General features: G+C 58.9%; 16 protein-coding genes. 5 read left to right on the top strand and 11 right to left on the bottom strand.

The genetic code is table 11. The features are described 5' to 3' along the window. Positions 1–163 precede the first annotated feature (163 nt). Positions 164–1,354, top strand: a complete 1,191-nt coding sequence (locus KGB27_RS13235; protein WP_192227889.1) for an osmoprotectant NAGGN system M42 family peptidase — start codon at positions 164–166, stop codon at positions 1,352–1,354. A 209-nt stretch (positions 1,355–1,563) separates the two neighbouring features. Continuing rightward, a complete protein-coding gene (locus KGB27_RS13230; RefSeq protein ID WP_003199186.1) occupies positions 1,564–1,791 on the top strand; it encodes a YheU family protein in 228 nt (75 codons plus the stop codon). Between the two features lie 5 nt (positions 1,792–1,796). Here KGB27_RS13230 and csrA read toward each other — a convergent pair whose 3' ends face one another. The 3 genes from csrA to KGB27_RS13215 form a co-directional block, all read right to left on the bottom strand. Continuing rightward, on the bottom strand, positions 1,797–1,982 hold the full coding sequence (gene csrA / locus KGB27_RS13225) for a carbon storage regulator CsrA (RefSeq protein WP_008034548.1): 186 nt from the start codon (positions 1,980–1,982) through the stop codon (positions 1,797–1,799). Positions 1,983–2,124: 142 nt separating this feature from the next. Continuing rightward, positions 2,125–2,457, bottom strand: a complete 333-nt coding sequence (locus tag KGB27_RS13220) for a YnfA family protein (RefSeq protein WP_008034549.1) — start codon at positions 2,455–2,457, stop codon at positions 2,125–2,127. A 64-nt stretch (positions 2,458–2,521) separates the two neighbouring features. After that, positions 2,522–3,337: an SDR family oxidoreductase gene (locus KGB27_RS13215; RefSeq protein ID WP_008034550.1), complete on the bottom strand. Its 816-nt coding sequence runs from the start codon at positions 3,335–3,337 to the stop codon at positions 2,522–2,524. Between the two features lie 278 nt (positions 3,338–3,615). Here KGB27_RS13215 and KGB27_RS13210 point away from each other — a divergent pair, with 278 nt between their 5' ends. Continuing rightward, positions 3,616–3,774, top strand: a complete 159-nt coding sequence (locus KGB27_RS13210; RefSeq protein WP_174602692.1) for a DUF3309 family protein — start codon at positions 3,616–3,618, stop codon at positions 3,772–3,774. A gap of 59 nt (positions 3,775–3,833) precedes the next feature. Here the strand turns inward: KGB27_RS13210 and KGB27_RS13205 are convergent, their stop codons facing one another. Further along, the gene (locus KGB27_RS13205; RefSeq protein ID WP_192420936.1) at positions 3,834–5,927 is read right to left on the bottom strand and encodes an LTA synthase family protein; all 2,094 of its coding nucleotides are present in this window, start codon (positions 5,925–5,927) and stop codon (positions 3,834–3,836) included. 721 nt (positions 5,928–6,648) lie between these two features. Here KGB27_RS13205 and KGB27_RS13200 point away from each other — a divergent pair. Together KGB27_RS13200 and KGB27_RS13195 are read left to right on the top strand one after the other, a co-directional pair. Further along, a complete protein-coding gene (locus tag KGB27_RS13200) occupies positions 6,649–6,795 on the top strand; it encodes a hypothetical protein (RefSeq protein ID WP_223554801.1) in 147 nt (48 codons plus the stop codon). Between the two features lie 106 nt (positions 6,796–6,901). Then, positions 6,902–7,048, top strand: a complete 147-nt coding sequence (locus KGB27_RS13195) for a hypothetical protein (protein WP_223554799.1) — start codon at positions 6,902–6,904, stop codon at positions 7,046–7,048. Positions 7,049–8,034: 986 nt separating this feature from the next. Here the strand turns inward: KGB27_RS13195 and KGB27_RS13190 are convergent. From KGB27_RS13190 to KGB27_RS13160, 7 genes are all read right to left on the bottom strand, one after another. Next, entirely contained in the window at positions 8,035–8,640 is a 606-nt protein-coding gene (locus KGB27_RS13190) for an START domain-containing protein (RefSeq protein ID WP_008040859.1), read from the bottom strand. Between the two features lie 40 nt (positions 8,641–8,680). Further along, entirely contained in the window at positions 8,681–8,935 is a 255-nt protein-coding gene (locus KGB27_RS13185; RefSeq protein WP_207286298.1) for a YkgJ family cysteine cluster protein, read from the bottom strand. A 165-nt stretch (positions 8,936–9,100) separates the two neighbouring features. Beyond that, the gene (locus KGB27_RS13180; protein WP_207286297.1) at positions 9,101–9,574 is read right to left on the bottom strand and encodes a translation initiation factor 2; all 474 of its coding nucleotides are present in this window, start codon (positions 9,572–9,574) and stop codon (positions 9,101–9,103) included. A 95-nt stretch (positions 9,575–9,669) separates the two neighbouring features. After that, positions 9,670–11,109 carry a PLP-dependent aminotransferase family protein gene (locus tag KGB27_RS13175; RefSeq protein WP_207286296.1) on the bottom strand — a complete coding sequence of 480 codons (1,440 nt, stop codon included), beginning with the start codon at positions 11,107–11,109 and terminating at the stop codon, positions 9,670–9,672. Between the two features lie 314 nt (positions 11,110–11,423). Next, positions 11,424–12,236, bottom strand: a complete 813-nt coding sequence (locus KGB27_RS13170; protein WP_008040863.1) for an OmpA family protein — start codon at positions 12,234–12,236, stop codon at positions 11,424–11,426. Further along, positions 12,233–12,589: a DUF4398 domain-containing protein gene (locus tag KGB27_RS13165; RefSeq protein ID WP_008040864.1), complete on the bottom strand. Its 357-nt coding sequence runs from the start codon at positions 12,587–12,589 to the stop codon at positions 12,233–12,235. The genes KGB27_RS13170 and KGB27_RS13165 overlap by 4 nt, the downstream gene beginning before the upstream one ends. Positions 12,590–12,598: 9 nt before the next feature. Next, positions 12,599–13,435 (bottom strand): substrate-binding periplasmic protein, encoded by an 837-nt coding sequence (locus KGB27_RS13160; protein ID WP_223415218.1) that lies wholly within the window; start codon positions 13,433–13,435, stop codon positions 12,599–12,601. Between the last annotated feature and the right edge of the window lie 100 nt (positions 13,436–13,535).

The raw sequence follows: 13,535 nt of genomic DNA, 5'->3' as shown, positions 1-13,535 counted from the left end.
CCTTCGCGGGCAAGCCTCGCTCCTACAGGTTTTGCGTCGTTTGGAATATCGCGCACGACGCTATTCCCTGTAGGAGCGAGGCTTGCCCGCGAAGACGGCCTCACAGACACCGCAAATTACCCTCATCGAAACCATCGATGCGCTCAACTCATCAGGAGTTTCCATGACCCATAAAATCCCGGAACCCGACCTCAACTACCTGCAAAAAGTCCTCCTGGAAATGCTCGCCATTCCGAGCCCGACCGGTTTCACCGACACCATCGTGCGTTACGTCGCCGAGCGGCTTGAAGAGCTGGGCATTCCTTTCGAGATGACTCGCCGCGGCACCATCCGCGCCACGCTTAAAGGTAAGAAAAACAGCCCCGACCGCGCCGTTTCCGCCCACCTCGACACCATCGGCGCCGCCGTTCGCGCAGTGAAAGACAACGGTCGCCTGACTCTGGCGCCAGTCGGCTGCTGGTCCAGTCGTTTTGCCGAAGGCAGCCGCGTCAGCCTGTTTACCGACAACGGCGTTATCCGTGGCAGCGTGTTGCCGTTGATGGCGTCCGGGCATGCGTTCAACACGGCGGTGGACGAGATGCCGATCAGCTGGGATCACATCGAACTGCGCCTCGACGCGTATTGCGCGACCCGCGCCGATTGCGATTCCCTGGGGATCAGCGTCGGCGATTTCGTCGCGTTCGACCCGTTGCCGGAATTCACCGAAAGCGGCCACATCAGCGCCCGTCACCTCGACGACAAGGCCGGCGTTGCCGCGCTGCTGGCGGCACTTAAAGCGATCGTCGACAGTGGCGAAGAACTGATGATCGACTGCCATCCGCTGTTCACCATCACCGAGGAAACCGGCAGCGGTGCAGCGGCGGCGTTACCGTGGGACGTCAGCGAATTCGTCGGCATCGACATCGCACCGGTCGCGCCCGGCCAGCACTCCAGCGAACATGCGGTCAGCGTGGCGATGCAGGATTCCGGCGGGCCTTATGACTATCACTTGTCGCGGCACTTGCTGCGACTGGCCAGCGACAACGAGTTGCCGGTGCGCCGCGACTTGTTTCGCTACTACTTCAGCGATGCACATTCGGCGGTCACCGCCGGCCATGACATTCGTACCGCCCTGCTCGCCTTCGGATGCGACGCGACTCACGGCTACGAACGCACCCACATCGACAGCCTCGCGGCGCTCAGTCGCCTGCTCGGCGCCTACATCCTCAGCCCGCCGGTGTTTGCCAGCGATGCGCAACCGGCCAAGGGTTCGCTGGACCGCTTCAGTCATCAGATTGAACATGACACGCAGATGGAAAGCGATACGCGGGTGCCTTCGGTGGATAGCCTGGTGGGGCAGCGGTCGGATAGCTGATCCGGAATTTTCATTGCCTGGGCTGACGCCTTCGCGGGCAAGCCTCGCTCCTACAGGTTTCGCGTTGATCACATTACTTCGGATCGACGCAAAGTCTGTAGGAGCGAGGCTTGCCCGCGAAGGCGTCAGCCCAAGCAACACATCAGGTCCAGACTAGCCGCCACCCATCATTCGCCGTAGCATCGCGCCATTGTTTAGCCGAGGTGCCTATGCTGATTCCCCACGACCAACTTGAAGTCGACACCCTGACCCGCCTGATCGAGGATTTCGTGACCCGTGACGGCACCGACAACGGCGATGACACGCCGCTGGAAACCCGCGTATTGCGTGTTCGCCAGGCCCTGACCAAAGGTCAGGCGCTGATTGTCTTCGACCCGGAAAGCGAGCAATGCCAGTTGATGCTCAAGCACGACGTGCCCAAGCATCTGTTCGACTGACGCCTTCATCGCCCTTTGGTTTTTGCCAGTTTGACCTGGATGCGTTTGTAGACTTCGGCACGGTGCACATTGACGCTTTGCGGCGCGTCGACGCCGAAGCGCACCGTGTTGCCGTTGACGGCGACAATACGCACCGAAATGTCGTCACCGATGGAAATCATTTCGCCCACAACGCGGCTGAGTACAAGCATGGCATTCGTCCTTCAGGGTTATCGAACCCTGAAGATGCCCGGCACGCGGCGGGCCTTCAATGCGACGAGGGCAAAACAGTCCCGCCCTACAGCGCAAGGCGAACACCTCTTAAGGAAACGTCTTACAAACCGAGGCTTTGCTTCAGGCAGCGGAAAAACGCGGGCCAAACAGGATGACGCTTGCGCCGATCACACACAGCGCCACGCCGATCCAGTCAGAGCCGAGCGGGCGAATCCGTTCGACCACGGCCAGCCAGCCAATCGACGCAATGATGTAGATGCCACCGTAGGCGGCATAAGCCCGCCCCGCGTAGCTCGCCTCGACACGGGTCAGCAGCAGCGCGAACAAGGTCAGGCTGAGCAGCGCCGGCACCACCCACCAGACGCTTTTGCCTTGGCGCAACCACATCCAGAAGGCAAAGCAGCCGGCGATTTCGAACAGCGCGGCGAGAAAAAACCACAGGTAATTGAGCATGCGAACGTCTCGCGAGGATGACCGATGGCGGCCACCCTAACGGCGACGTTGTGCGCGGGCAAGTTCAGCCTGCAGTCTGTTTGGCCTTGGCGCGCATTTTATCGGCCATGAGGGTCATTTCGTCGTAGAGCAGTTGCGGGTTCTTCTGCTTCAGCGCCCAGGCCATACGGCCCTGTTCGTGGGGCAGGATCATGAATTCGCCGGCGGCGACGTGCTGATAGATGTAGTCGGCAATGTCGGCCGCACTAATCGGCGAACTTTCCAGCAACTTGCCAACCTGCGCTTTCATGGCGGGTGTCGGACCACGGAAAGAGTCCAGCAGGTTGGTCTGGAAGAACGACGGGCACACCACATGCACGCCAACTTCCTGGTGCGCCAGTTCGATCAGCAGGCTTTCGGACAACGCCACCACACCGGCCTTGGCCACGTTGTAGTTACTCATCGCCGGGCCTTGCATCAGGGCGGCCATCGACGCGATGTTGATGATCTTGCCTTTGCTTTTTTCCAGCAGCGGCAAGAACGCCTTGCAACCCTTGACCACGCCCATCAGGTTGATCGCGATCTGCCAGTCCCAGTCTTCCAGGGACAGTTCGCTGAAGAACCCGCCCGAGGCAACTCCGGCGTTGTTGACGATGACATCGATGCCGCCGAGCTTGACTTCACAGGCTTGGGCGAACGCAGTCAACTGACTGTAATCGCGCACGTCGCAACGCTGGATAAAGCCATCGCCGCCGGCTTCGCGAACCAGTTTCAGGGTTTCCTGCAGACCGGGTTCGCTGACATCCGACAAAGCCAGTTGCCAGCCTTCACGTGCCCAGCGCAGCGCGATTTCGCGACCCAGGCCCGAGCCCGCGCCAGTGATCATCATGCGATTTTGCATAGCAAACAGCCTTGTTGTTCCGGGGAAGATGCGTCGAGTGTAGCGAAGGACCTTGCGCGACCCACGCTCCATCAGATTGCTGAATGGCGCGAGCAAACCGTGAGCGCGCCTGTATCAACCAGGCCCCTGAAAACGAAATAAGCCTTTCTTCGAAAAACATTAAAAAAACTTGGAATTTTCTTTCAAGTGCACCAGTCGGAATTTACAAGCAGCTCGGGTTTATTGCAGTCCAGCTGACAATTAACACCAGGCAATTTCAGAACACTTCCGACAAGGAAATAGACATGGGCACAATACTAATCATTATTCTGATCCTCCTGCTGGTAGGTGGTCTGCCGGTCTTCCCTCATTCCAGAAGTTGGGGTTATGGCCCGTCGGGTATCATCGGCGTGGTGTTGGTGGTGCTGTTGATTTTGCTGTTACTCGGCAAGATATAAAGATCTGACAGGCAAAAAAAAGAGGCCCTTGAAGGGCCTCTTTTTTATTGCATCAACAGTCAGTCCGGCTTGCCGTCAACGACACCGGCGGTGTTGTCGATCAGGCTCTTGGTCGCCGTTTGCAGGAATGCTTCGAGCTTGAGTTTCAGCTCGGCAGTGCGAGGTGCATTCGGTACGATCTCGGCGTGTGGTGTCGCGCCCAGTTCGTACTGATACATCTTCGGCTCCATTTCCTTTTCTTTCGGCAAGACCAGAATCTGATCCGCCGTGACAATGGCCGTGGTCTGTTCGCTGCCCGACGGTTTGATCACGCCAAAACCGGTGTCGCCTTCCGGCAGGTCGAGCAGGTCACGCCCCCAGCACTGATGACGCACTTCGCCACCGATGCGACCCATGATGGTCGGTACGATGTCGATTTGAGTGCCTACCGTGTGGTCAAGTTTGCCGAATTTGTCCTGGATGCCCGGTGCGATCATCAGCATCGGCACGTTGAAACGGCCCAGGTCCATTTCGGTGATCTGGCGCTCGTTGCCGAAACCGTGGTCACCGACGATAACAAACAGGGTTTCCTTGAAGTAAGGCTCCTTGCGGGCCTTTTCAAAGAACTGACCGAGCGCCCAGTCCGCGTAACGCATGGCGGTCAAATGCTCGTTCAGGCTGCCACGATCGGTCACGCGCTCGACCGGCAATGGCGTCGGCAAGGCGTATGGCGTGTGGTTGGACAGGGTCTGCAGCAAGGCATAGAACGGCTTGCCGTTTTCCCGTGCCTTGAGCTCGACCAGACCACGGTCGAACATGTCCTGGTCGGACACACCCCAGGTTGGATCGGAGAACACCGGGTTGACGAAGTCGTTACGACCAATGAAGTTGGTCATGCCCTGGCTGCTGAAGAAACCCGACTGGTTATCCCAGGCGAAGTCGCCGTTATAGACGTACACGTCGTCATAGTCGCGGGCGCTGAGCAATTGCGGGAGGCCGGACAGTTTGTGGCTGCCTTCCGGGGTCTGCATCAGGTATTCGAAACCCGGCAGGTTCGGGAAGCAGGCCATGGTGGCGAACATACCCTGGTGGGTGTGGGTGCCGTTGGAGAAGAAGCGGTCAAACAGCAGGCCTTCCTTCGACAGCTTGTCGAGGTACGGCGTGATGTTGCCCGGTGCACCGAGGGCACCGACCGAGTGACCGGCCATGCTTTCCATCAGGATCACGACGACGTTCTTGATCGGCAGAGTCTTGTCGGCCGGCGGCGTGTAATCGCGACGCACTGCCGCGGTCTCGGCATCCACCAGTTTGTCGTTCGGCATCACCAGCATGTCACGCACGATTTGCTGAGCTTGCGGCTGCGGCAGCGTGGCTTTCCAGATGTTGTCGCGATCTTCGGACATCCGGCTCTTGGCCGCCGCGACCAGCGACAATGTGCCGTTGAGGCCCAACTGGTTGGCGAAGTTGGAGTCGGTGGTGTAGACGTCACCCCAACGCAGTGGCGGGCCTTGGCGCAGAGTGCCGCGAGCCGCGACCACGCAGACCAGCAGGCACACCACGAACACGACAATGCGCGCGTACCACGGGGCGATCTGGCGCGTTCCGATGCTGCCGCCGCTGAATGGACCGCGAGGACGGGTCGCGCGGTCGGCGCCCTTGAACGCCAGGGTCAGGATCAACGTGCCCACGGCCCAGGCCAGCAGGTAGCGAACCACCGGGAATCCGTACCAGAGCATGCTCATTACGGTTTTCGGGTCTTCCTTCACGTACTGGAAAACCAGGCCGTTGAGGCGCTGGTGGAACTCGCGATAGAAGTCCATTTCCATCAGGCCGAGGAACAGCGCGATGCTCGAAGCGATGGTCAGCCAGAAACGGAAGAACCCGCGGGCCGCCATGGCCCGGGCGCTGAACAGCGCCAGCAACAGCGGAATGCTGAGGTAGACCACCAGGCGCAGGTCGAAGCGCAGGCCGTTGGCGAACGCTTCGAAGAAGGTCGAGGCCGGGGTGTCGAGGATCATCTCGCGGTTGTAGACCAGCAGCGCGACGCGCAGCAGGCTGAACATGACCATCATGACCAGGGCACACAGCAGCGTGTAGGCCAGATGCGATTTGACGGTCGGTTGCAGCAGGCGACTAGAAGCTCGCTGCTGACTCAGGGCGTCCGGGATTGCCATGTCGTTTTAGGACCCATTGGAAGTTGAAGTTTCAAAATTACAGCTGCGCCCTGCCCTCTGTTGGCCAGTTCTCGGCCCCGGGGTTTGCGCGGTGCGCAAATGTTGCACGATCAACCGCGGCATTGCCATTGATTACTGATCTGCACGGCTGGCGCGGGCGAATTGTCTTGGAGGCTTTGTGAAAATTTTGTGTAGTGCATATTCGGAAACACAATAAAGTCTTTCAGAGTCCATAAGTTGGGTGTGGGCATATCCGTTTCTTCGGTCACGGCGGCTTATGGTTTCGCCCTTACGGCGAGTCACTTTGGAAAAGCCCCAAAGTAACCAAAGGGCTCTTGCCCCTTTCGTTCGGTGCCTCGCTGTGGCTCGGCATGCCCTCGCTCCGGTCCTGCTCCGTGGGCCCGCCGCCATCGGCCATCCATGGCCGGGGGCGGCTAACCCGGCATCCATGCCGGGTTGCCCACTACGCAGAACCTCCACTCGGCCTCTCGAGGGGGCGACTACCGCCACAGCCGCCGAGGCGGCCTGAAAGCCGACCTGGCTCCTCAGTCGTGTGCACTCTCCCGCACTGTGGTGGCTGCACTAGTCTTGGATGTTTGCACATTCCCTCTGTAGGAGCCGGCTTGCTGGCGATAGCGGTGGATCAGTCATCTGTTTATTGACTGGACAGACGCCATCGCCAGCAAGCTGGCTCCTACAGGGGAAATGCATAGGTGTCAGGATGAATACGATCAACTGTAGGAGCCGGCTCGCCGGCGATAGCGGTGGGTCAGTCAACCTGTTTATTGACTGGACGGACGCCATCGCCAGCAAGCTGGCTCCTACAGGGGAAATGCATAGTTGTCTGGATGAATACGAGCAACTGTAGGAGCCGGCTCGCCGGCGATAGCAGTGGATCAGTCACCTGTTTATTGATTGAACGGACGCCATCGCCAGCAAGCTGGCTCCTACAGGGGAAATGCATAGGTGTCTGGATGAATACGATCAACTGTAGGAGCCGGCTTGCCGGCGATAGCGGTGGGTCAGTCAACCTGTTTATTGACTGGACGGACGCCATCGCCAGCAAGCCGGCTCCTACAGGGGAAATGCATAGGTGTCTGGATGAATACGAGCAACTGTAGGAGCCGGCTTGGCGGCGATAGCGGTGGGTCAGTCACCTGTTTATTGATTGGACGGACGCCATCGCCAGCAAGCTGGCTCCTACAGGGGAAATGCATAGGTGTCTGGATGAATACGATCAACTGTAGGAGCCGGCTCGCCGGCGATAGCAGTGGATCAGTCACCTGTTTATTGATTGAACGGACGCCATCGCCAGCAAGCTGGCTCCTACAGGGGAAATGCATAGGTGTCTGGATGAATACGATCAACTGTAGGAGCCGGCTTGGCGGCGATAGCGGTGGGTCAGTCACCTGTTTATTGACTGGACGGACGCCATCGCCAGCAAGCCGGCTCCTACAGGGGAAATGCATAGGTGTCTGGATGAATACGATCAACTGTGGGAGCCGGCTTGCCGGCGATAGCGGTGGGTCAGTCACCTGTTTATTGACTGGACGGACGCCATCGCCAGCAAGCTGGCTCCTACAGGGGAAATGCATAGGTGTCTGGATGAATACGAGCAACTGTAGGAGCCGGCTTGGCGGCGATAGCGGTGGGTCAGTCAACCTGTTTATTGAATGGACGGACGCCATCGCCAGCAAGCCGGCTCCAACAGGGAATCGCGTACGCTTTTGATTTCCACCACTCATCAGGTCGAGCGTTAGCTCGCCTTCCGCTTTTGATCTGAGCGCCCCTCGAGAGGCCGAGCGCAGGTTCTGCGCAGTGGGCAACCCGGCATGGATGCCGGGTTAGCCGCCCCCGGCCATGGATGGCCGATGGCGGCGGGCCCACGGAGCAGGACCGGAGCGAGGGCATGCCGAGCCACAGCGAGGCACCGAACGAAAGGGGCAAGAGCGCTTTGGTTACTTTCGCGCTTTTCGAAAGTGACTCGCTGTAAAAGCGAAACCATAAGCCGCCATGACCACAGCAACGGATATGCACACCAATCAAACAAACCCGCAAAAAAAAGCCCCGATCAAATCAGGGCTTTTTATAGAAAGAAACGAAGCGATTACTTCTCGGCACGCTCTTTCAGGGCCTTCAAGGTATTGAACGGCGCATCAACCACAAACTTGTTGGCAATCATCGAAGGCACGCTACCACCCGGCTCAGTGTGAACCTGATAGGTCACTTCAATCTGGTCACCCTTGGGCACGAACTTCCAGAACCCATCAACCTTGGCAACCCGCACAAAACCCTTTTCCTCAGGAATATACTTCGGCACACCCTCAAGCTTACGGGTCAGACTGCCATCGGCGCCTACAGTAGTCGTGATATGCAGCACCGAATCACGCGCAGTCACCGGCCATGGGGTATTGAACTGGGTGTAGGTCCAGCTCTGATCGCCTTCATGCTTGAGCAGCTTCTGCTGCTTGCATTCGTGAATCCACGAGCAGGCGCCCGCCACGTCTTCCTGGAGTGCGCGCAATTTGGCCATGGTGGTTTTCATCAGGGTAACGCCCTGATAAGCCTTGTAGTCAGAGCCGGCCACTTCACTCAAGGACACCTTGATGCCGTCTTCATTCTTGGCCACCTTCCAGTCTTCGGCCTGTGCGGTGGCAGTCGCCAGCAAAACCGTCAAACCACACAGCACAGCCATACGATGCAGCGAACCCATAATCTTATTCCTTATTGTTGAAGTTCCGTTCGTTGACACATCACGCCGCCGTCATCTGCTCCCACCAGCCCAGCAATCTGATCGCTTCGTCACTGCTGCTTCCGCAAACTTCGACGTCGGCTTCAAACGCCGAACACACGGCCGGACGTTCCGGTTGGCCGAAAATACTGCACAGGTTTTCGGCAGAGAGTTGAACGCAACGTTCTCCGGCGGCTTTGCCATTGGGCATACCGGGAATCGGAGAACTGATGGAAGGGGCAATGCAACAGGCGCCACAGCCTTCACGGCATTTCATGACGACGAGCTCCTCGCGACGGGTGATGTGTTAAAGGACGGGGCACAGAGTAACCGCTAAAACAGTTGTTTTAAATTACCTGTCGCCGGGTTTTTACGCTCAAACCAGCGTGACTGACCAGTCTCCGACAAAGCGTCTGGCCTGCGGGTCACGCCGAGGAAGGATTTACTGCTTGAACTCCAATTCCAGCGCCGCGCCCTCGACTTCCCGACGCTCTTCGTTACGCAGTTGCAACTTCATTTCGTTGCTGATCAGTCGTCCGTTGAGCTGGAACGGAGAGCTGCCAGCCTTCTCACCGAACATTTGCGGCAACACGGCGTCGTGCCGGGGCAATGGAACTGTACCGACCGGCTTAAACTCTTCGGCCATTTCCTCAGGCAAGCTCAAATCCAGGTCAGCCGAAGGCAGTTTGGTTTTCACCACTTCACTGGCCGGTTTCGATTTGGAGGCAATGGGTGAACGTTTTTTCTGCGTAGCCGCTTTCTTTTTGACCGGCGTGGCTTTTTTTGCCGGTGCCGGTTTTTTCGATGTCGCGCTGGCGGCCGGTTTTTCCTGAACGGGAGCCGCCAGGACGCCTTCCGAATTGAAGGTTATCAACAGGCAGATCGACAACCAGGCGGCAGGAAAAATCGGTTTCATGGATCCAACGGGGAACGGCGCTATCGGCAGAGGGCCATATGCTCGCTCGTTGGACGCGACATGACAAGCTCGGGCAGGAATTACCCGCCCGCCCGTCATATTCCGCCGGCCATCTCCTGGCAAAGCTGGGTAGCCAGCATGCCCAGGGTCATCAACGCACGCTCGGCTTCGCGATTCCAGGGAATGCCGCAGTTGAGCCGAATGCAGTGATTGAACTGCTCGGTGTTACTGAAAATCAGCCCCGGTGCGATGCTGATGCCTTGCTGCAACGCGCGCACATGAAGTTCTTGTGTATTGACCCGCCCCGGCAGACTCACCCACAGAATGAAGCCGCCGGTCGGCCGGGTCATCTGCGTGCCTTCCGGGAAATACTGCTGCACCGCGAGCTGGAAAGCGCTGAGATTTTTGCGGTACTCCTGACGGATGTAGCGCAAATGCCGGTCGTAACCGCCATTTTCCAGATACGCCGCGATCCCCATCTGCGTAACGCTGCAAGCCGAATGCGTGCTGAAGGTCTGCAAGCGCTGGATTTCCTGCTGGTACTTGCCGGCAATCATCCAGCCAATCCGCACACCCGGAGACAGGGTCTTGGAGAAGCTTGAGCAGTAGATCACCCGATCCAGCCGGTCGTAGGCCTTGAGTGCCTTGGTGCGGCCCTGCTCGAACATCAGTTCGCCGTAGATATCGTCTTCGACCACCTGAATATCGAAATCCGAGGCCAGGCGCAGCAGTTGTTTCTGCCGCTCTTCGGGCATGGTGCCGCCCAGCGGATTGCTCAGGCGCGTGGTCAGCACCAGCGCTTTGATCGACCACTGATTCGCTGCCAGTTGCAAGGCTTCCAGGCTCATGCCGGTGGCCGGATCGCTGGGGATCTCGATGACTTTCAGGCCCAGCAGATCGGCCAGTTGCAGCAACCCGTAGTAGGTTGGCGACTCGGCGGCGATCAAGTCGCCCGGCCGGGTCAGCACGCGCAGGGACATCTGCAAGGCATCGACGCAGCCGTGGGTGATTACCACTTCCGACGGATCGACCACCACGCCGGCATCGCGCATGCGAATCGCCACTTGCCGTCGCAACGGTTCAAAACCGGGGCTGAACATGTAACTGAATGCCCGTGGGCTATGGAATCGGGTGACTTTGGCCAACTGCTGATGCAGCGCCCGCACTGGCAGGTAATCGACGCTCGGCACCGCCGCGCCCAAGGGAAACACGCCCTCGCGACGGGATTCGACCAACACTTGTTGAATGATGCTGCTGCGGGTGACCAGGCCGGGACGTTCGACCCGGGCGATGTCCGGTGTCGGCGCAGTCAGGGCCGGCGTCTGGTGCACGTAGTAACCCGACTGCGGCCGGGCACGGATCAGCCCTTGATCTTCGAGATTGGCATACGCCTGCAACACCGTCGCGTGGCTGACATTGAGCTGCGAACTCATCTTGCGCACCGAAGGCACGCGCTCCCCCGGCTGATAGACCCCACGACGGATGTCTTCGGCCAGTTGTTGAGCAATACGTTGGTAGAGCAAGAGATTGGTCATGACGCAGCACTCGATTTCACGGGCATTTTATTCTTGTGTGAAACAATACCGGAACAGTTTAGAAGTGTACGGGGACAGTTGCCACAATAGTCGACGGTACAGTGCAGTGTCAGCAAAATCTGTACTGCTTTGCGAGGCAATTCGCAGACACAAAAAAACCCGGCGCTGTCTGGCAGCCCGGGTTTGTAGGAGCCGGCTTGCTGCGGGCGGCGTTCCGACGATGGCATCACTTCGGTTCGTCTGAAACACCGCGGTGATGCCATCGCCAGCAAGCCGGCTCCTACAGAGTATGTGGTTTCAATCGGAATCTGCTATTACCGGGCAGCGCCGAGCAGGCCTTTTTCGTCGGAGAACACAATTTCCACCCGACGGTTCTGCGCCCGGCCCCGTTCCGAGGCGTTCGCGTCTACCGGGTATTCGTCGCCATAACCTTCGACCTTAATGCGTTTTTCGTCGATGCCCAGGTCCGTCAACACGTCCGCCACCGATTGCGCACGGTCACGGGACAGTTTGAGGTTTTCCTGCTTGCCGCCGGTGCTGTCGGCGTAGCCTTCGATGCGCACGACGCGCTTGGGATTGAGCTGCAGGAATTGCACGATCTTCAACACCACGCGGTTCGCCGAGTTTTTCAGCTCCGCTTCGCCGGTGTCGAACAACACGTCGCCGAGGGTCATCACCAGGCCACGGTCAGTCTGGGTCGTGGCCAGCGCAACAATCTGCTCTTCAAGCCACTTGCCCTGCTGCTGCACGCTCAGCAATTTGGATTCGCGCAGGGCCAGTTGCAGGCGCTGACGCTCCAGTTCGAGCTTCGCCGCGCGCTCTTCGTTGAGTACCTGATTGGTGTGCTCCCGAGCGATTTCGCTGTAGCGCCGGCTCAGGTAGGCGTAATGCAGCACGTCGGACCCGCTGCCCCAGTAGCTGGACAGTCGATCGGCACGGGCCAGGGATTCACCGGCACGGATCACGTCTTTCGGCGCGATTCGCAGCACGTTGGAATCTTCTTTCACCTTCTGAAAGTCGGCACCCGCTTCTTGCAACGCGGCTTCACTGTGCTGACCGGCGCAGCCATAGAGACTCGCACAGCCCACGAGGATCAAGCCGCCGATAGCTTTGGACGTGAGGTTCATTGTGCGTCCCCCACTTGCTTGCGCAATCGAGTGATGCGGGTGTTGAGAAGATCCAGCTTCTCTTCACTTTTGAGCGTCAGGACCTTGGCTTCGGCCAGCCGCGCGTCAAGTTCGGCCTGTTCGGCGCGCATGCGTGCATGTTTGTAAGACTGATCGGCCATATCACCTTGGGCACGGGCGAATTTATCTTCGGCCAGTTTCATTTCAGGCACGTCGTCCGCGGTGGCCCCCACGGCTTTGGCTTGCACGAGCACCTGTTCGGTCAGGCGTATCTGTTCATTCGGCGCCGGATCGGCTGCACAACCCGCCAGAGCCAGAACGGCCAGGGCAGCGAAAAGAGGTCGAATACTCACTAAAAATCCCTACTGTTTTGGGGTACTGGCGGGTGGTTGCTGTGGCTGCTGTTGCTGCGCTTTCCAGCGCTCGATATTGCGTTGCAGCACGGCTTCCGTCAGTCCGGACGCGGGCAATTCTGTCATCTTTTTGGCCAGCTGTCCGCGCAACCACGGATCGTTGCAGGCAGAGTTATGGGAAACCGCGAGGAACAGGCCGGGTTTGTCGACCGGCTGCGGGCGCGCGACGAGGTCATTGGCCATGCTCAGGGCCTGTGCGGCTGCCATGCCCGAATAGCGTCCGGCGAGGACAAATTCCACTTCCCCCAACAGCAATTTCTGAAGGGCCTGGGTCAGGTTGGGGGTGCGTACGAGGGTCAATTGCTGCTCGGCAAACGTACCGAATTCCGGGGTCATTCGAGACTTTTCCGACAACGCGCCGGGATGACCGTGAAGGTCCTGCGCCTGGTTGTAGACCAGTGGCGAGTCTTTTCGGGTCCAGACCAGGTAATCGTTTTCCAGCAACGGCGGATGGATGTAATCCAGGGTTTCCAGCTCACTGACCGTCAACGGCGCGTCGGCCAGCATGTCCATGCGCCCACTGCGCACTTCCTCCAGCGCCTGGGCGCGTTTGCCGGCATAGAGCATCTCGACCTTGATGCCCAGCTGCCCTGCTACTTGTTGCAGCAGGTCGGCGCTGGCACCGATCAGGTGCTTGGGGTTTTGCGGGTCTTGCCACAGATACGGCGGCGCATCCGGGCTGCCGGTGACCACCAGTCGCTCACACTTGCCCGCTGCGATGGACAGCGTCGGCAACAGCGTCAGACCCAGCAGCAATGACCAACCGAACACTCGATGCAGATCCATACTCAAACCCCGTTATATCCCCTGTAGGAGCGAGCCTGCTCGCGATGGACGTTAACGATGACGCGCCCGCTCCGGGTAACCGCGGTGCCTCCAAGTCCAT

The organism is Pseudomonas sp. BF-R-01, assembly GCF_019946615.1.
Classification (GTDB): Bacteria; Pseudomonadota; Gammaproteobacteria; order Pseudomonadales; family Pseudomonadaceae; genus Aquipseudomonas; species Aquipseudomonas migulae.
The sequence above is the reverse complement of the archived record's forward strand: the minus strand, read 5'-3'. Positions and strand labels throughout refer to the sequence as shown.